The following is a 17,423-nucleotide window of genomic DNA, read 5'->3' as shown; positions in this document are numbered from 1 at the left end:
TGGAAATCAGTTACTCAATAGTAGCACGCTGATGCATATTAGCATGCGATAACACAGATTAACGATCAATCACTCCCCGAACGATCTTTGCAATTCGAGGCAGCATCTGCTGATAATGATGCGCCTTTGCTTTATCGTAGGCGCATGATGCGATTTGTGGCCATTGGTCTTGCTGACGAATAGCCAGATCAAGGACTCGCGCAAGGTCATCGGGGTTGCCGGGTTCAGCGAGCCAGCCATTCACACCGGCCTCAATCAATGACTGAGGGCCTGGCACTTGTGTCGAAACCACGGGTTTGCCATGGCAAAAACCTTCTAAGATGGCGATACCAAAAGTTTCATTTAAGGAAGGGACAACCAGCAAGTCAACATCACGCATCCATTCGTCCAAGTCACTTACCCAGCCACTAAAAACGACCTGTTTTTCCAAGCCTAGCCGCTGAGTCTGTGCGTTAAGATCTGACTCCAAGGCACCTGCCCCAGCTAATTTCAGCGTCAGAGATACAGGGCTTTTCTGCTGCAACTGATGCATCGCCTGGATCAAATCCGCAATGCCTTTCTCAGGATCAAAGCGCCCAACAAACCCCAAGCAAATATCAGTTTTTTGGACTGGAGCAGTTTGAAAATGTCGATCAGGAATTGACATCAACATATTCGGCATCACAACAAGCGAGAGGGGTCATAACCTTTAGCACCAAAATGCGTCTTCATATGCTCAGTCAGCATAACCGTCTGAGTCGCGCCTTTCATGCGTTTATGTTTATAACTGTGCGAAAAAGCGAGCTGTGGAATCCCTAAGCCAAGCCGTGCATAGCGCATCACGGTGGTTGCCCTTGAGTTATGGGTAATAATAAGATCCGGGCGATGCGCTTTAAGCCATGAGCGGGCCTTGAGAATAGACAGAGCATCATAATAGCCACGAGGCTCAAACCTGACACGTTGCGTTGATATGGACAAGCCATCCGCATACGAAGCCTTATCGGGCAGCCATATACTGACATTGGCGTCCAGTGCCAGCAGACAGTGAGTCAAGTTAACAAACGCCTGCTCCAGTCCCCCTCTTCGATCTGAGCAAAGAGCATGAACAATCCTTAGGTCTTTACAGTCCACTGTCACCCACTCCGTAAACGCCTGTTCTAATGAGCATTGGCCTTCGCATCACTTAGCATTAATAGCTCGTCATAGACTGCCAAGGTCTGCGCCACCATGTCTGCTTTTAATGGCAAGGGTTTATCCAAGTTCAGCTGACAGGATAACACCTGAACGACCCTTTCGTTCAGCGCATTAGGATCGGACATAGGACACAAACCCTCGGGGAAATAAACAGACAACATTTCACCCACGCCACCATGATCATATCCCACAACAGGGGTGCCGACACTTAGCGCTTCGATAACGGTTCGTCCAAAGGATTCAGGCTTAGTGGACAAGGACAAAACCGCATCCGAAACCGCATAAATGTCTCGGATATCGGAACGATTCCCCGTGAACAAGATTTTGTCCGAGAACCCTTCCTCTTTGACCCGCTGATAAAGCTCGGTGGCGTATGACTGACGTTTAGGGTCTTCCCCTCCGACAATTAAGCCGCAGACCGGAACGCCTGATTCAGAAAGATGCTTAATGAGTTGGATAAAGTCATGATGCCCTTTTAAACGCGTTAAGCGTCCTGGAAGGGTCAGTACTTTTTTGCCAATGAGTTGTGGATAGGCCTTTTGCCATTCTTCTCGCCACTGCTCAGATGCCTGATAGCCCGCCGGAAACTCGGCAGGATCGATGCCTCGATACACCAGTCGCACTTTGGACATGTCCGTTGTTGGGTAATTCTGACGAATATAGTCTCGAACCGTGTTAGAGACTGCTATCACACGCTCACCTTTACACATGATGCCACTGTAGCCTGACACAGAATAAAGACCATGCACAGTGGTCACGAGTTTAGGTCGTGATGAGATAGGTAAGGACTTCCACGCCAACCATGCCACCCAAGCAGGCAGTCTGGAACGTAAATGCAGAATATCGGGGCGCTCAGCCAGTAACCATTTCCGCAATGCAAATACGTGGCGCAACGTCAGAAGAGACTTACGCCCAAGCTCCCACATCACATGACGCTGCCTTCAGCCTCCAATTGTGGGACCATACGGCCACCCGCAGAGATAACAATGGACTCATGCCCTGCCTGCACCAATCCTGCTGCAATTTCCAGCGTTCCCCGCTCAACACCGCCGCCATGGAGATCTGGCAATATCTGGACAACTTTCATTTTTACAACCGCATATCGACTTCATCTGCCGCCAGAATATATTTCAAGTCATAGAGTAGATGCTCTGGTTTACCCCACGAACGAATTTTGCTCGCACCCAGCTCTCGAAACACCTGATGCCCCACCGCAATTAAAATCGCATCATATTGACCCGCTTCGGGCTCTTGAATGGGCCTAATACCGTATTCTGCCTCGGACTCCTCAACCGCTGCCCAAGGATCGTAAATATCGATATTCGCTCCATACCCCCGCAGGGTCATTTCAATATCCGTGATTCGAGTGTTGCGCAAGTCAGGGCAGTTTTCTTTAAACGTCAGTCCCATAATCAAGATACGACTGCCCGCCACATGAATGCGCTTCCTTAGCATTCCTTTGACAAGCTCATCCGCAACATAAGCGCCCATATTGCTGTTAATCCGACGTCCAGCCAGAATCACATCGGGAATATACCCCGCCGCTTGCGCTTTATAGGTCAGATAATAGGGGTCTATGCCGATGCAATGTCCACCAACCAATCCTGGACGAAATGGCATGAAATTCCACTTGGTGCCCGCCGCTTCCAACACTTCGAGGGTGTCGATACCCAGTTTGTTAAAGATGATGGCGAGTTCATTAACGAGGGCAATATTCAGATCACGCTGAGTGTTTTCGATGACTTTGGCGGCTTCAGCTATACGAATGCTGCTGGCTTTATGTGTTCCAGCCACAATAATTTCGCGGTAGAGCGCATCCACCAAGTCAGCCACTTCGGGCGTAGAGCCTGATGTAACCTTTTTGATGGTCGTCACACGGTGGACTTTATCACCCGGATTAATACGCTCAGGACTGTATCCAGCAAAAAAGTCACGGTTATAGACCAATCCCGATACCTGCTCGATATAAGGTATGCAGTCTTCTTCCGTCGCGCCCGGATAGACCGTGGATTCATAAATCACGATGTCACCCGGCTTAACCACCTGGCCCAGTGTTTTTGAGGCACTGATCAAAGGCGTTAGATCCGGCTGTTTTTGACCGTTAATGGGGGTCGGAACCGTCACGATATAGGTATTACAGGCCTTTAAATCCGAGACGGTGGCTGTAAACGTCAACTGAGTTGCCGCCTTTAACTCTTGCGCACTGACTTCTAAGGTACTGTCTTCGCCTTGATTCAGTTCGTTGATACGATGCTGATTGATATCAAAGCCCACCACCTGACGGTATTTTCCAAATTCAACGGCCAAGGGCAAACCCACATAGCCGAGGCCGATTATTCCAAGCTTTACCTGATCAAGTGTCATTAGGCTCATATCCATCCTCTTGATAAAATCATGTTCGCACAACGCTCGGCTTCATTAAACTGTACACTCGGTAAGGGTAAGTCGCCCCCCGACCATTGTTCAAAAGACGTTATTATCCCCTTCTCCTCCAACTTTTGCAGCCCCAGCGTTAAGCGGTTTTCTCTTTTTTTAGGGACACTTAGCGTTCCAACGGCACAACCCGCCGTCAAGGCTCGTACACCATGGAGACACTGTCCTCTGTTACCCAACACCTCTCTGTAGTGCTGAGTAACGACGGCAACCAATCCGTTGCAACCTCGTGACAGGATTTGAAGCGATCCCCAAACAAGGCTTTCAGCGCCAACTCTGTTGAAGGAGGGGTTCGTCTAGAGCTCGTTAAGGTCCATTCAACACGTGCATTGGAGGCGATGGTTTGAATTTGCGTCAACACTTGGCGCTCATCCCAAGCATATTGCTTTGAAGGCCCACCGATTAACAGCATCCCGGTGGCAGCGGACTTGGTATTGGGCTGCATCAGGTTGAGTGCTCCTTGCGTAACAAGGATATTGGGCTTGTTCGGAGGGGAGTCGTGTTCCGGAATAAGGCAAAGATCAAACCAAGACAAAGGCAATGAGGGGGTCATTAAAACAAGTGCCGGAACATTAAAATAGCTTTAAGCGCCAACAATGTTAAATGTGTTTTATGGCCGGCCCCAATCAGTAAACAGGGGCGCTCTTGATGTATATCAGCGTGCCGATATGACTTGAATACTCCAGCTTGCAGACTCTCTCGAAATGACAAAGGTGATATCACTTCGTACTGAAGATCGGGTCTCAACCGCTGCATGGCTTTCACTAAGCCCATGGATTGGTTAACGTGTCCGGGCTTTCCATCATTAATAATACGGACTACTGCCACGCTAACCCCTTCATACTAAAATCCTCATTTTGAACCCCTTATTGACGCATACTAGCACGTTACTCCACTGGCGAGTGCTCGACCCGCAGATTTCGTCCCCTTCTTTTTAAAACAATCATGCGCACCTTATTAAGACAATCATTATCTATTTTTAATTTGAGATTCAAGAGGTAATTCCTTTTCCTTGCCGGGATGATTACAATCATGACCTTGTCACACACTCCGACAACTTAATTTTTTGAATACCCCTATAGTGAGGATACACAAGATGGCAGCTGCATTTGGTACCGTTTTTATGCCTGAAATGGCGATCTCCTGGTTTGACGGATCAAGCTGGAGTCCGGTGGAAATGGTCCCAAGTGACAGTTTGACATTGCACCCTGGCGCGCATGTGTTGCATTACTCCAGCACCTGCTTTGAAGGGCTCAAAGCCTTTAAGCATGAAGATGGCAGCGTCAATATTTTCCGCATGGATCGTAACATTGCTCGCTTAAATCAAAGCAGTCAGCTGCTTGGCTTGCCTGACTTAGATACCGAGCAAGTCGCTCGCATGATCACTCAGACAGTCGCTCGTTTTGCGGATGAAGTCCCTGCGCCACCGGGATCACTTTACATCCGTCCAACGCACTTCGGTACTGAACCCGCTATTGGCAAAGCCGCAGTACCTTCAACCATGTCCTGCTTTTTTGTTCTAGTGTCCCCCGTCGGTGACTATTTTGCAGGCGGTGATAAATCGTTACGCTTATTACTCGAAGATCAGGGCATGCGCTGTGCGCCACATATGGGCATGATTAAAAGTGGCGGTAACTATGCCAGCGCTTTGCAACCCATCATGAAAGCCCGTAATGAAGTTCAAGCAGACCAAGTCTTGTTCTGCCCAGGCGGTGATGTACAAGAAACGGGCGCCGCTAACTTTTTATTGATTGATGGTAATGAAATCATCACCAAAGCCTTGGATGAAAGTTTCTTACACGGCGTTACCCGTGACTCAATCTTAACGCTTGCAAAAGATATGGGCATGCAGGTATCCGAGCGTCAACTGACGGTGGACGAGCTTCTTGAACGAGCGGCAAAACCCGGTTGTGAAGCGGCGCTCTCGGGTACCGCTGCAGTGCTTGCACCCGTTGGCACCTTGATTTACAAAGGTCAAGAATATGCAGTGGGCACAGGTGGTATCGGTGAAACCACACTCAAACTGCGTACAGCACTGAATGATATCCAGTGGGGCAAGCGTGCGGATACACATGGCTGGCTAACACGCATCTAAAGGCTTAAGCACAGCCTGTTAACATGATTTCGCGCAGGGATGTCCTTGCGCGAAATCCATGCCCTCACCAACGTCAACTCGTCATAACTTCATCCCAAATCGTCACCACGCATTCACGCCATTTACCCAACTCCTCATCGGCAATAACGGTATTCGATTGCTCTTGTAAGCTCTGACGATGCCCAACCGACCGGAAGGTTTTATAGGCCTCACGTAGGGTCTCAGCCTGCTCTGCCGTCAAAATCTGCACACCCTCAAGTGCATCCAGAATACGAATATTGTCCGTATAGGTGTAAAGCGTGGCAAAGGTCTTCGCATGCGCCAATACCAAGAACTGAACCAGAAACTCTATGTCGACAATCCCACCTCTATCTTGCTTAAGGTCAAAGACATTCAGCGTATTACTAACCTCCTTCGAGGATAAGTGTTGGCGCATTTTTTCTCGCATATGCACCACCTCCTCAAGCAACCGAGATCGATCTCTAGGCTTCGATAGAATATCTGCACGAACCTGTTCAAAGGCCCCAGCCAATTCGGAATCCCCTGTGACCACGCGCGCGCGAATTAATGCCTGGTGCTCCCAGGTCCAAGCTTCCTTATGCTGATAATCACTAAAGGCTTTCAGACTCGAAACCAGTAAACCCGAGTTACCTGAGGGTCTCAAGCGCATATCAATTTCATAGAGCTGTCCTGAAGGAGTAAAGGTGTTCAATAGATGAATCACTCGCTGCCCCAGTCGGTTAAAGAAGACAGCATTGGACAGGCTTTTTTCACCATCGGTGGATAAATTAGGATCCGAATCATGAATAAAGACCAAGTCCAAATCTGAACCATAGGACAACTCAATACCGCCCAATTTGCCATACCCCAATACAATAAAGCGAGGCTGCAACATAGGCCCTTCATCAGTCATGGGATAGCCATGTTTCTCGACTAATCCCCGCCAAGCATTGTCTAATACTGCCGCCAGCAGCACCTCTGCTAACCAGGTTAAGTAATCACTCACTTTCATTAGAGGCAGCGCTCCTGTGATATCGGAGGCAGCTACTTTTAACACATGCGCATGTTTAAAGTAACGTAGAGCCTCCATCAATTGCTCAGTATCTTGCTCAGAAATGCGCAAGAGTTGCTGATTTAACTCCGCCTGCAAACGCGCTTTATCAGGCGGTGTAAACAAGGTTCTTGGATCAATCAGTTCATCCAGTAAGACCGGTTGTTTTGCTAAGAGAACGGAGAACCATGCACTTGCCGAACATAAACGCACCAGCTGTTGTAACGCCCCCGGATTCTCAGCCAACAACACTAAGTAGGCCGAGCGTCGTAGCACCGCTTCGATCAGCAAGAGCACACGCTCAAGTGTTTGTGTTGAGTTGTCACAAGTGGCGATGCGTTCCAGCAACTCAGGAAGAATCGTATATAAGCGTTCGCGCGCCACTTGTTGTGTTAACTGCATCGTTCTCGATTTACGCAAATCGCTTAAACGTTTGAGGGCTTCCTGCGCTTCTGGGAAGCCCTTTTCGGTTAAAAACTCCAGCGCTTGAGCCTCTTCGATTTCGCCTTCAAAGACCCACATCCATTGCTCTGCGGCTTTATCTTCCTCGTCATTTTCTTCAACAACAGGGGCGATTACGTCAGCAAAATGCCTTGAAACAGCCTGTCGATGCAAAGACAACTGCTCACTGAACGCCCTCCAGTCTAAAAAGCCCATACTAAAGGCAATTCGAGCTTGACCCAGCGCGTCATCCGGCAACTCTTGTGTTTGCTTATCTGCGATTGCCTGGATAGCATGCTCAGTATCTCGCAAGAATAAATAGGCCTGTGCCAGCTCCTGAACGGCCTCAATTGGCATACCAATTTTCTCAGGCAACAAGGGCAAAATGTTTAAAAGCTCGCGCTGCTGCAGATCACGGTCTCGCCCCCCTCGTATCAACTGAAAGGCTTGGGCAATAAATTCCACTTCACGAATACCGCCCGATCCCAACTTAACATTTTGTTCGAGACCTTTACGACGAACTTCGCGATTGATCATTTGCTTCATCTCACGCAGAGATTCAAAAGCACTAAAATCAATATACTTGCGATAAACAAAGGGCCTCAGCTCTGTAAGTAAGCGCTCACCTTCGACTAGATCTCCAGCAACAGGCCTTACTTTTACCATGGCATAACGCTCCCAATCACGCCCTTGCTCTTGGTAGTAGTTCTCCATCGCGTTAAAACTGATCGCCAAAGGGCCTGCGGAACCAAATGGACGCAGGCGCATGTCCACTCTAAACACAAACCCATCTAGCGTCAGGTTATCGAGGGCTTGGATTAGCTTTTGCCCTAAACGAATAAAGAAGTCCTGATTCTCTAAAGATGAACGCTCATGGTCAGTCTCACCGTTCTGGGGATAACAAAAAATCAAGTCGATATCCGAGGACAAGTTCAGCTCGTTTGCACCTAATTTACCCATACCCAACACAACCAACCGCTGTGGATAGGTAACCCCTTCAGAATTAGGGCGAGACTGCGGGACACCCCAACGCTTACAGGCTTTTGCATACAACCAGTTTAACGCCTCATCAATGCAAGCATCCGCAAGTGCAGAGAGCTCAATGACCGTGTTGCGCGTATCACTTTTGCGGGTCAAATCACGCCAGATGAGTCGCACCATTTCATAATTACGAAAGACGCGTAGCTGACGATGAAAAGCGGCTTCGTCCTCTAGATCGATAATGCGCTGACGCAATCGTACCGCATATTCTCCCGAGGTATACTGACGCTCTAACCCTCCCTCCGCCATCAAATCAGCTAAAGTTGATTGATGTCGAGATAATTGTTCCACAACAAAATCACTGCCGATCAAAACCTTCAAACAGTCCTGCTGAAAGGCGTCAGGGAGTGATGGCATGGATTCAAAAACGGACTGAAGGGCTTCAACCTGCTTGTGCGCAAGGGCTTGAAGCTCAGAAGGCAAGGCGGCGATGGCTGACTGAAATGACAAAATGAATTCCCCTGTGCTATGCCGAAGTTAAGGTAAAGAGAATATCAGACGTGCGCCGTTTTTAAACCTACATTTGCTTATCAACGATCAGGCTCTATGGCTGGCGTTACATTAACCTGCAGATAATCGAGTAGCTGGCGCAAAGAGATGTTGTCAGGATTTTGGCTCCTGACAATAAGATAAGGCTGTACCGCCAGCAAAGTGCTCAAAAGGTCAATGAATCACCAGACTGTCGATTATATTTACCTAGACCTTCCGGCCTAGGTAAATTCTGCACAGTTTTCAGCTAACGCAAGCATTTATTTGCGGGCGACGATGTGCCCAAGGCTGGGCCTGCTCCAACTGGTGCGCCAGTGCGAGCAGAGTAACTTCTTCACCAAAGCGTCCAACGAAGTGAGCGCCGATTGGTAACCCACCCGGTGTCCAATACAGGGGGACAGACATGGCTGGCTGCCCAGTTGCATTGAACAGTGCGGTATAGGGGGAATAGCTATGAAAGCACTCAATCAATGTCCCTATATCCTTTTGGTCATCAATCACATCTAGTGTGCCAATCAATGGCGGCTCACGTGTCAGCGTCGGCGTTAAGATAACATCAAAGTCGCACATGAAATTTGCAAAGGTACGGCCTAGAGCATGGATCCCTTCGATTGCACGCACATATTTCACCGCACCAATCCCTCCCTTATCTCTTAGGTAGATCCGTGTACGAGGCTCAAGCTCCTCCGCTTGAACAGGTGCACCGCGCATCTGTCCCAGCATATCCAAATAGCGGCGCGTATTCGGGCCGATGATATCAAATGCCATGTCATAGAACTTCAACAGATCCACTGGCAGATTGATTGGCGTGACCAAATGCCCCAAGCCTTCACACAGTGCAGCGGCATCACGTACCGCCGATAAGGTTCGGTCGATGACGGCCAAGGCTCCATCTGTTCGACCAACGCAATCCGCAAGGGCCTAGGAGGACGCCCCATCGCCTCGAGGTAAGAACTGGGCCGAGCCGGTGCTGCGTAAGGTGCGCCCAAATCAGCGCCAGATGTCAGATCCAACAAGGCTGCACTGTCACGCACCGATAGAGTTATCGCGTGGCCAACTCCCATCCCGCCCCACCCCTCGCCAATAAGAGGTCCACTCGGCACCAGTCCACGACTGGGCTTAAGACCAAATACACCACAACAGGACGCAGGCACTCTAAGTGAACCTCCACCATCATTACCATGGGCAAAAGGCACTACACGTGATGCGACCAGTGCAGCTGAACCACCGCTTGAGCCGCCCGCACTGCGCTCGGTATCCCAGGGGTTACGAGTCGCACCGAAACGAGTAGATTCGGTGGTATAGGACGTACCAAACTCAGGCGAGGTCGTGGTACCTATGAATACACAACCCGCTCGACGCAGACGGCTGACCAATTCATCATCCAGCCCTGGACGAGCCTCACCTAATGCCAAGGAACCGTTGCTCATCCGCGCCTCCGTTAGAGGTGCAAACAGATCCTTAATCAGCGTCGGAACACCTGAGAAGGGTCCTGTTCCAGGTACCTGTCGCCTTGCTTGCTCATAGAGCGTTTCGGCTACCGCATTTAGGCTAGGCTCGACTTTCTCCAAACGCGCAATAGTTGCTTCCAGAAGCTCTTTTGGCTGCACCTCCCCTACTCGAATGAGTTCAGCGAGGGCTGTGGCATCCGATTGATCAATCAGTGCTTGTATATCCTGCATAATATTTTCCTTTAAATCTTGCATGATTTTTTCCTTACAACTCGAAAGGCCCTTTAGACATCATAAGCAGATGCCTGGTCCACAAATCAAGCCACGGGGTTATCCGTCACGCTTTGCGCTCTATGTCTAGGCATTAGATAAGAAAGCATCCAGATACACGCACCGACCAAGCTGATGAGCGCCAATATAACAATGGCATCGCGTAACTCACCAACCTGAGCCATTAAAGCCGCAACCACCAATGGACTGACGAACTGCCCCATATAAAGACAGGAAGTAAAACCACCCATTCCTCGCCCACGGGTAACGGTCGTCAGCGCATTCATAACCGGAGACATGGTATTGGGGACTAATAAACCTGCGCCGATACCGTGAATAAAAACCGCCACCAAAACGTCGTTATAGCTCTGAGCGTTGGAAAGCAACCAGAGCCCCAGCGCGATCAACAACATCAACAACGCATTACAGCCACGAATCCCCAGCAAACGACGCATCAAAGGCCAGGTCAGTGAGCCTGCAAGTGTAGCGAGCAAGCCAAAACCAGCAGAAGCACCAATCAAAGTACTGGAAGTTACCCCCATGCCAACCAACAACGCTGGTGTCTGAATGGGTACGATAAAGTTCAAAACCATACCAGTGAACACCAACAGATAACCGACCAGTAGCGCCCAAGCGTTAACCTGCTCTGGATCACTCACGGTGATCTGTTCCGTGTTTTGGCGAGGCTCCCACAGCACTTTCATCATAATTGGCACCAACAGAATCGGCAGCAGATAGAGGTAAAACGGAGTACGCCAAGAGTGCTCGCCGAGTACTCCGCCAATTACGAAGAACAGCGACCCGACTAGGCCAATCGTGACCACTTGGTAATTGATGAATCGCATACGATCCTCACCTTTCCAATAATCCGCAATCAGTGCTGCACAGCACGTCATGATCGCCGCCTCTGTACAGCCAAATAACAAACGGACACTGACGATCGTCTGCAGATCATTCAGAAATGCCGGAATAACACCCAACAAGGCATAAAGTAATGTCGCTATGACCAACAAGATCTTGCGGCCAAGTCGGTCTGCCAACCAACCCGCAACTGGTGCAAACAGTGCGATAGCCAGTGCTGGCCCAGTAATCGCCATCGGTACCAGCAGAGCGGCATTCGGTTCCATAGGACCAAACTCGGCTCCGAGCTTGGGCAGGATCGGCGCCACCATTACCGAACCGACAATGGTCAGGCTACTGCCAAGCATCAATACCAACCCTTCACGCCGCCCTGTCGCCTGACGGAACATCATATTTTTATCAGCCATCTCTACCCTCCTCAGAAGCTTTGGGCTATACGTAATGCTAGGCTGTAACCCTCGGCACGGTTTCGAGTGCCGAACTCTTTATAACCATGTAACCAAACCGCGGGCATACCCGGGCGGAAAAAACTCAAGGCGGGTCCTGCAGCGATTGTTCGAGCTCGGTTACCACTCGTTAGTGAAGGCGCTTTGTCATCGGTAAGCTGATGGTAGTAGTAGCCGCCAAGCCCCACAGTCCAATCCTTGACATGCTGACCCATTGCAAATTCGTGCCGATACTCCACGCCGTTGCGGTAATCAGTAGCACGATTACGGGTATTGAAATCCAGCTCGAAGCTGGACGATATTTCAAAACCGGTATCGGAGATGTAGGTGGCGTTGAAAATCGGGGAAAAGGTCCAATGATTTAGACCTGGTGAAACCAAGCGGTCCTTGTCATAGTCGCCAGTAGGCGCCTGAATCTGGAACTGTGCGTTCACGCCTAAGTTGCGTGATGGATGCCACTGCAATATCAAGGGTATTACCTGAATATCCGCTTGGCGAAATACATCGGCACTGCGAGAAAAAGTACCGACGGGCGTGGACACATCCAACGATGCTTCCATGTGTAAAAATGGAAACACAACTCCCCAGCCATATTTCGCACCGAGAACCTCATGATCTGTCATACGCACATGCGCTAGGGATAGTGACAAGACATCGAGTGAGAAATCCACGGGTGCATCCTTTCCCGAATTATCCTTGAAACTATTGGCAGAATAGAAGGCCGTACGCAGACCAAAGGCCCCCTTCGGCGTTGCCGGAGGCATAAAACCCGCTCCAAAATTGTACAAGCCTGCAGCCGTCGTCGGAGCACCATTCTCGGTCGCCAGCACGGATGCCGAAGGGTGGATCAGGATCGTGCCAGCAACAGCACCTATCAGCTTTTTCAGATTCATAGACTACCCTCATCGGTGTATTGTTTTGTTGTTACAATCAACAAAAACAATACAAAGGAGTCAGTCCTATGAGTTATCCGAAATCAGCAAAATCCTTACGTGCTCTACGCAGAGTATCCGAAGGGAGCTCACCAAATAATTGTCGGTATTCAGAAGAGAATCGGCTCAGATGCCAAAACCCCCAATGCATGGCGATATCCTGTACTGCCATGTAGGAATGGGGTTGCAATAGTTCGCGATGTACGGCGTTAAGCTCAACATACGTAAGTATGCAACAGGATTAATGCCAAGTGTTTCTTGGAAACAGTACTGTAGTTTACGTCGGCTAGCGCCCACACGATTACATAAGTCGATGATTGAAGGAGGGGCATCAGGATTGGCCAGAGCATACTCACATGCACGGTCGACAATCAACTTGCGGGCAGTTGTGGGCAATGATATAACCGCTTCGCAGTCAACAAGATCCAGCAGATGCATCAACACTGTATCACGGATACCCGCACGAATAGCGGCATAAGCATGAGCTTTCGCCCCTGACTATCCTGCCCCCCAAAAACGCTGTCGACAAGAGCAACTAGATCTTCTCGACACGCGGGATTGGTCAGATGAAAGCAGCCTGGAGCCACACTGAGGTCCAATTTAAAATCACGTTGTTGACGTTCAAGTATGTCTTCAAGCAGCGATCTCTCTACAGCAACACATAACAGGTCAATTCCAGCGGGTGTACGTAAATCAGGTAGATGATCCCCCGATGCCGCTAAGACGCTCTGCACATTGATCTCATGACCATCACAATAGAAGTTATGAACATTCAACGCCAAGGGGAGACTGAAAGTCACCGCCCCTTCCCAAGCCTCCCCACTTTTGACCATTGCCTGATTGGAGCAATCGCGGATCAGCTGCATGCCCTGCAAATCCAGTTCAGTAATACTCCCTTCGAATAAACCTTTAGTCACTTGATTATAATGTAGTTTCCAACCACTGAAGCAGCGAGCATGATCTTCGACATTACTTGTACGTCGATGACGGAAGCCGGAAAGTTCAAACCCTAACTCTTCTGCCCGATCAAGGTGCATAACAGTAACACCCACTATCTTCTTTTGATTAAAAATTCATCAAAGCAACTTTTACGCCCGTTGGCAACTGATCTAAGCAATTTTGCCGAAATTGGATATTGGATAGCCGCAACGCAACATCAGAAAGGCGTTGGGCACGTAAGACCCTAAGCTTTAGCGGACAAACTCCCACATCATGACATCTTAATGACACTTTTATGAAGTTTTAATTACATCGACTGGGTGAGCGAGTATAATTTGACCATTACACTTTAGCTTAACTCTAGGAACCTTCCCATATGGTTAGCAAAAACCCAATCACGCAAATGTTTGGCCGCTCCCCTTTTAAGCCCATGCAAGAGCATATTGCGAAGTCTCAAGCGGCCGCCGCAGAGCTTATCCCCTTTATTAAAGCCATTCTGATTAAAGATTGGGAAACAGCGGATGCGTGCCAACAGCGCATTGCGGTTATGGAAGGCGAAGCGGATAAGATGAAGCGGGAAATTCGCCAAAACTTACCGGGCAATTTGTTTTTACCCGTTCCCCGAAATGATCTTCTTGAGCTGTTGAGAACCCAAGATAAAGTTGCAAACCGTGCCAAAGATATTGCTGGCCTCATGGTTGGACGTCGCATGGAAATCCCAGCGGTCTTGAGTGAAGAGCTCATGGCCTTTGTTGAAATTGCCGTGCAAACCACCGAACAAGCCGTTACCGCCTTGAACGAATTAGACGAACTGCTGGAAACCGGATTTCGTGGCCACGAAGTCAAAATTGTTCAGCGTTTGATCAGTGAACTTGACCGTTTAGAACATGCAACCGATGAAAAAGAGCGCGCACTTCGCGCTTCATTATTTACCGTTGAAAAGGAGTTCAATCCGATTGATGTCATGTTTTTATACAAGACCATTGATTGGATCGGTGACCTTTCTAACCGAGCACAGGTTGTGGGCAGTCGCTTGCAACAACTGCTTGCCAAATAATATTTTTCTTATTGTCTGAGATTGTTGTATGGATGTTATTGCTCAACACGGCACACTGTTAATTGTCATTGCCTGCTGTTTCGGTTTTTTTATGGCCTGGGGTGTCGGTGCGAACGATGTAGCGAACGCCATGGGAACCTCCGTGGGTTCAAAAGCCATCACCTTAAAACAAGCCATTATTATTGCCATCATTTTTGAATTTGCCGGTGCTTATTTAGCAGGAGGGGCTGTCACTGCAACGATACGTAGCGGCATCACGGATGCGGAGCTACTGGCTGACTCTCCAGACCTCCTTATTTTTGGAATGATGTCAGCATTATTGGCGGCAGGCATTTGGTTGTTAGTGGCCACTCACTTCGGCTGGCCTGTTTCAACCACGCATTCCATTGTCGGTGCCATTGTCGGCTTCGCGGCTGTTGGTATTGCCGTCGAAGCGGTTCACTGGAATAAAATCGGCACCATCGCCGCCAGTTGGATTATTTCACCTCTGACGGCAGGCTTTATCGCTTTTTGGCTGTTCCGAAGTGTCCAATACCTTATTTTGAGTACGGAAAGCCCGTACGAAAATGCCAAACGCTACGTGCCTTTTTACATTTTTCTAGTCGGCTTCATTATTTCAATGGTCACCTTTACCAAGGGTTTGACACACATTGGACTCGACTTGACCTATACCCAAGCAAGCCTTGCCTCAGCCGTGATTGGGCTTATATCCATGGGCGTTGGCGTCCTAATGATCAAACGCATCCGCCCCAACCCCGAGGATGATAAGGACTTCCACTTCACCAATGTAGAGAAGATTTTTGCCATTTTGATGCTGTTTACGGCCTGCGCGATGGCATTTGCACACGGCTCCAATGACGTTGCCAATGCGGTTGGCCCACTGGCGGCCGTTGTGAGTGTTGTTCAATCCGGTGGCGAAGTGGCCTCACGCTCAATCATGCCCTCGTGGATCTTGTTACTCGGCGGTGGTGGCATTGTTGCTGGACTCATCATGTATGGCCACAAAGTCATTGCAACGGTTGGCCAAAACATCACAGAACTCACACCCAGTCGTGGTTTTGCGGCAACGCTAGCAGCGGCCGGTACGGTTGTGGTTGCATCGGGTACAGGCTTACCCATTTCAACCACTCATACCCTCGTAGGTGCAGTGTTAGGTGTCGGCCTTGCGCGTGGTATGGCCGCGTTGAATCTTCGCATTATTGGTACGATTTTTATCTCCTGGATTGTCACTCTGCCAGCAGGTGCCTTCTTATCCATTATTATTTTCTTTATCTTAAGTGCCATTTTTCTGTAGAAGTTTTCTGGTCTGATCTAAAATGCGTTGGATTTCTGTTGAAATGTGGTATCAATAGAGATTCAACGCACTTACTGAATCGAGATTAGGCCTGATTGTGAATAAACCCTCTTCAACACAAGATGCACTGCAATACGTAAATTGGTTTAGGCACTCCTCTCCATACATCAATGCCCATCGTGATAAAACCTTTGTCTTGATGCTCAGTGGAGAAGCACTGGACGACCCTAACCTAACCAATATTATTCATGATATTGCGCTACTCAATAGCCTTGATGTCAGACTGGTGGTCGTTTATGGTTCGCGCCCTCAGATTGAAATGCGCTTACAACAACGCAATATTCCCACTCGACTTCACCATCATCAACGCATCACCGATAGCGACACACTCAGCTGCGTGATTGAGGCCGCAGGTGTACTGCGTGCAGAATTAGAAGCACTGTTTTCAATGGGTTTATCGAATACGCCCATGCATGGCTCTAGAATTCGAGTGTGCAGTGGCAACTTTGTGACGGCTAAACCCGCAGGGGTTGTTGACGGTGTTGACCTCGGCCACACGGGTGAGCCTCGTCGAGTCGATCATAAAGCCATCAATCAACAATTAGACCTCAATAATATTGTCTTGATTTCAAACCTTGGCTTTTCTCCGACAGGAGAAATTTTTAATTTATCAGTGGAAGAAGTCGCAACCCGGACCGCGATTGCGCTGAAGGCGGATAAGCTCATTTTATTTGGCAGCGAAGACGGGATACGCGACAGCCGTGGTGACCTGCGCAGTGAGCTCTTGGTCGCAACCGCGAAGCGAATGGTATCGCAGTACTTGTCACGCATTGAGGATGCCAGCCTTGCCTACACAGAAACGGCTCGATTGCTGCAAGCCGCCGCCGATGCCTGTGAACACAATGTGCCACGCTGTCATTTGATTAGTTATCAACAGGACGGCGCTCTCCTTGCCGAACTCTTTACCCGCGATGGTTCCGGCACCATGGTGATTAAAGAATCGTATGAGCAAATTCGTCAAGCGAGTATCGACGATGTCGGCGGTATTCTTGAGTTAATCGCGCCACTGGAGTCTCAGGGCGTATTAGTCAGACGCTCACGAGAACGTTTGGAAGCTGAAATAGAACGCTTCACACTGGTTGAGCGCGATAATGTCATTATTGGCTGTGCCGCTTTATATCCCTTCCTTGAAGACAAGGTCGGTGAGCTGGCGTGCGTTGCCATCGACAATCAATACCGTGGCGGTGAGCGAGGTGATCGCTTATTAGAAGCCATTGAGGCACGCGCACATGAATTGGGTCTCACGTCTTTGTTTGTGTTAACCACACGCACGGCGCATTGGTTTGTAGAGCGAGGCTTTAAACCTGCTCCCTTAGACGACTTACCCGGTGAGAAAAAAGCCTTGTATAACTTCCAGCGTAACTCCAAGGTGTTTTTTAAAACACTTTAA

The 17,423-nt window shown here is 49.1% G+C and carries 15 protein-coding genes and 2 pseudogenes; 4 read left to right on the top strand and 13 right to left on the bottom strand.

The window, feature by feature from the left end; all coding sequences use genetic code 11:
• Positions 1 to 58 precede the first annotated feature (58 nt).
• From D791_RS02760 to D791_RS21320, 7 genes and pseudogenes are all read right to left on the bottom strand, one after another.
• Positions 59 to 652 carry a glycosyltransferase family 4 protein gene (locus D791_RS02760; RefSeq protein WP_157682215.1) on the bottom strand — a complete coding sequence of 198 codons (594 nt, stop codon included), beginning with the start codon at positions 650 to 652 and terminating at the stop codon, positions 59 to 61.
• A gap of 8 nt (positions 653 to 660) precedes the next feature.
• Complete coding sequence (locus tag D791_RS02755) at positions 661 to 1,110, bottom strand: glycosyltransferase (RefSeq protein WP_036507563.1); 450 nt, start codon at positions 1,108 to 1,110, stop codon at positions 661 to 663.
• Between the two features lie 26 nt (positions 1,111 to 1,136).
• Positions 1,137 to 2,099 (bottom strand): glycosyltransferase, encoded by a 963-nt coding sequence (locus D791_RS02750; RefSeq protein WP_237748510.1) that lies wholly within the window; start codon positions 2,097 to 2,099, stop codon positions 1,137 to 1,139.
• Complete coding sequence (locus tag D791_RS20255; protein ID WP_202806797.1) at positions 2,099 to 2,260, bottom strand: hypothetical protein; 162 nt, start codon at positions 2,258 to 2,260, stop codon at positions 2,099 to 2,101. Before D791_RS20255 ends, D791_RS02750 begins: the two co-directional genes overlap by 1 nt.
• Before the next feature lie 2 nt (positions 2,261 to 2,262).
• The gene (gene tviB, locus D791_RS02745) at positions 2,263 to 3,537 is read right to left on the bottom strand and encodes a Vi polysaccharide biosynthesis UDP-N-acetylglucosamine C-6 dehydrogenase TviB (RefSeq protein WP_036508062.1); all 1,275 of its coding nucleotides are present in this window, start codon (positions 3,535 to 3,537) and stop codon (positions 2,263 to 2,265) included.
• A 5-nt stretch (positions 3,538 to 3,542) separates the two neighbouring features.
• Positions 3,543 to 4,159, bottom strand: a pseudogene (locus D791_RS19490) (ELM1/GtrOC1 family putative glycosyltransferase).
• On the bottom strand, positions 4,159 to 4,434 hold the full coding sequence (locus tag D791_RS21320; RefSeq protein ID WP_051514041.1) for an ELM1/GtrOC1 family putative glycosyltransferase: 276 nt from the start codon (positions 4,432 to 4,434) through the stop codon (positions 4,159 to 4,161). The pseudogene D791_RS19490 and the gene D791_RS21320 overlap by 1 nt, the downstream one beginning before the upstream one ends.
• Positions 4,435 to 4,702: 268 nt before the next feature.
• Here D791_RS21320 and D791_RS02735 point away from each other — a divergent pair, with 268 nt between their 5' ends.
• On the top strand, positions 4,703 to 5,701 hold the full coding sequence (locus D791_RS02735) for a branched-chain amino acid aminotransferase (RefSeq protein WP_036507551.1): 999 nt from the start codon (positions 4,703 to 4,705) through the stop codon (positions 5,699 to 5,701).
• A gap of 73 nt (positions 5,702 to 5,774) precedes the next feature.
• On the opposite strand, the gene glnE is transcribed toward D791_RS02735, so the two are convergent.
• The 6 genes and pseudogenes from glnE to D791_RS20600 all read right to left on the bottom strand — a co-directional run bounded on the left by glnE (position 5,775) and on the right by D791_RS20600 (position 13,720).
• The gene (gene glnE / locus D791_RS02730) at positions 5,775 to 8,684 is read right to left on the bottom strand and encodes a bifunctional [glutamate--ammonia ligase]-adenylyl-L-tyrosine phosphorylase/[glutamate--ammonia-ligase] adenylyltransferase (RefSeq protein ID WP_036507548.1); all 2,910 of its coding nucleotides are present in this window, start codon (positions 8,682 to 8,684) and stop codon (positions 5,775 to 5,777) included.
• Positions 8,685 to 8,966: 282 nt separating this feature from the next.
• Positions 8,967 to 10,405: pseudogene (locus D791_RS02725) on the bottom strand (amidase).
• 86 nt (positions 10,406 to 10,491) lie between these two features.
• Entirely contained in the window at positions 10,492 to 11,712 is a 1,221-nt protein-coding gene (locus tag D791_RS02720; protein WP_036507545.1) for an MFS transporter, read from the bottom strand.
• Between the two features lie 11 nt (positions 11,713 to 11,723).
• A complete protein-coding gene (locus D791_RS02715) occupies positions 11,724 to 12,581 on the bottom strand; it encodes a SphA family protein (protein ID WP_237748486.1) in 858 nt (285 codons plus the stop codon).
• A 136-nt stretch (positions 12,582 to 12,717) separates the two neighbouring features.
• The gene (locus D791_RS20605; protein ID WP_237748485.1) at positions 12,718 to 12,855 is read right to left on the bottom strand and encodes a helix-turn-helix domain-containing protein; all 138 of its coding nucleotides are present in this window, start codon (positions 12,853 to 12,855) and stop codon (positions 12,718 to 12,720) included.
• A 265-nt stretch (positions 12,856 to 13,120) separates the two neighbouring features.
• Positions 13,121 to 13,720: an AraC family transcriptional regulator gene (locus tag D791_RS20600; protein WP_237748484.1), complete on the bottom strand. Its 600-nt coding sequence runs from the start codon at positions 13,718 to 13,720 to the stop codon at positions 13,121 to 13,123.
• 278 nt (positions 13,721 to 13,998) lie between these two features.
• Here D791_RS20600 and D791_RS02705 point away from each other — a divergent pair, with 278 nt between their 5' ends.
• From D791_RS02705 to argA, 3 genes are all read left to right on the top strand, one after another.
• A complete protein-coding gene (locus D791_RS02705; RefSeq protein WP_036507543.1) occupies positions 13,999 to 14,679 on the top strand; it encodes a TIGR00153 family protein in 681 nt (226 codons plus the stop codon).
• A gap of 28 nt (positions 14,680 to 14,707) precedes the next feature.
• On the top strand, positions 14,708 to 15,973 hold the full coding sequence (locus tag D791_RS02700) for an inorganic phosphate transporter (RefSeq protein ID WP_036507540.1): 1,266 nt from the start codon (positions 14,708 to 14,710) through the stop codon (positions 15,971 to 15,973).
• Positions 15,974 to 16,070: 97 nt separating this feature from the next.
• Positions 16,071 to 17,423: an amino-acid N-acetyltransferase gene (gene argA, locus D791_RS02695; protein WP_089503595.1), complete on the top strand. Its 1,353-nt coding sequence runs from the start codon at positions 16,071 to 16,073 to the stop codon at positions 17,421 to 17,423.

This window comes from Nitrincola nitratireducens, from assembly GCF_000585235.1.
GTDB lineage: Bacteria > Pseudomonadota > Gammaproteobacteria > Pseudomonadales > Balneatricaceae > Nitrincola > Nitrincola alkalisediminis.
The sequence above is the reverse complement of the archived record's forward strand: the minus strand, read 5'-3'. Positions and strand labels throughout refer to the sequence as shown.

Excerpts from the sequence above, each read along its gene's own strand:
- D791_RS02760 (WP_157682215.1), bottom strand. The coding sequence starts at position 652 with ATGTTGATGTCAATTCCTGATCGACATTTTCAAACTGCTCCAGTCCAA.
- D791_RS02750 (WP_237748510.1), bottom strand. The coding sequence starts at position 2,099 with ATGTGGGAGCTTGGGCGTAAGTCTCTTCTGACGTTGCGCCACGTATTT.
- D791_RS20255 (WP_202806797.1), bottom strand. The coding sequence starts at position 2,260 with ATGAAAGTTGTCCAGATATTGCCAGATCTCCATGGCGGCGGTGTTGAG.
- tviB (WP_036508062.1), bottom strand. The coding sequence starts at position 3,537 with ATGACACTTGATCAGGTAAAGCTTGGAATAATCGGCCTCGGCTATGTG.
- D791_RS02735 (WP_036507551.1), top strand. The coding sequence starts at position 4,703 with ATGGCAGCTGCATTTGGTACCGTTTTTATGCCTGAAATGGCGATCTCC.
- D791_RS02720 (WP_036507545.1), bottom strand. The coding sequence starts at position 11,712 with ATGGCTGATAAAAATATGATGTTCCGTCAGGCGACAGGGCGGCGTGAA.
- D791_RS20605 (WP_237748485.1), bottom strand. The coding sequence starts at position 12,855 with ATGGCAGTACAGGATATCGCCATGCATTGGGGGTTTTGGCATCTGAGC.
- D791_RS20600 (WP_237748484.1), bottom strand. The coding sequence starts at position 13,720 with ATGCACCTTGATCGGGCAGAAGAGTTAGGGTTTGAACTTTCCGGCTTC.
- D791_RS02705 (WP_036507543.1), top strand. The coding sequence starts at position 13,999 with ATGGTTAGCAAAAACCCAATCACGCAAATGTTTGGCCGCTCCCCTTTT.
- D791_RS02700 (WP_036507540.1), top strand. The coding sequence starts at position 14,708 with ATGGATGTTATTGCTCAACACGGCACACTGTTAATTGTCATTGCCTGC.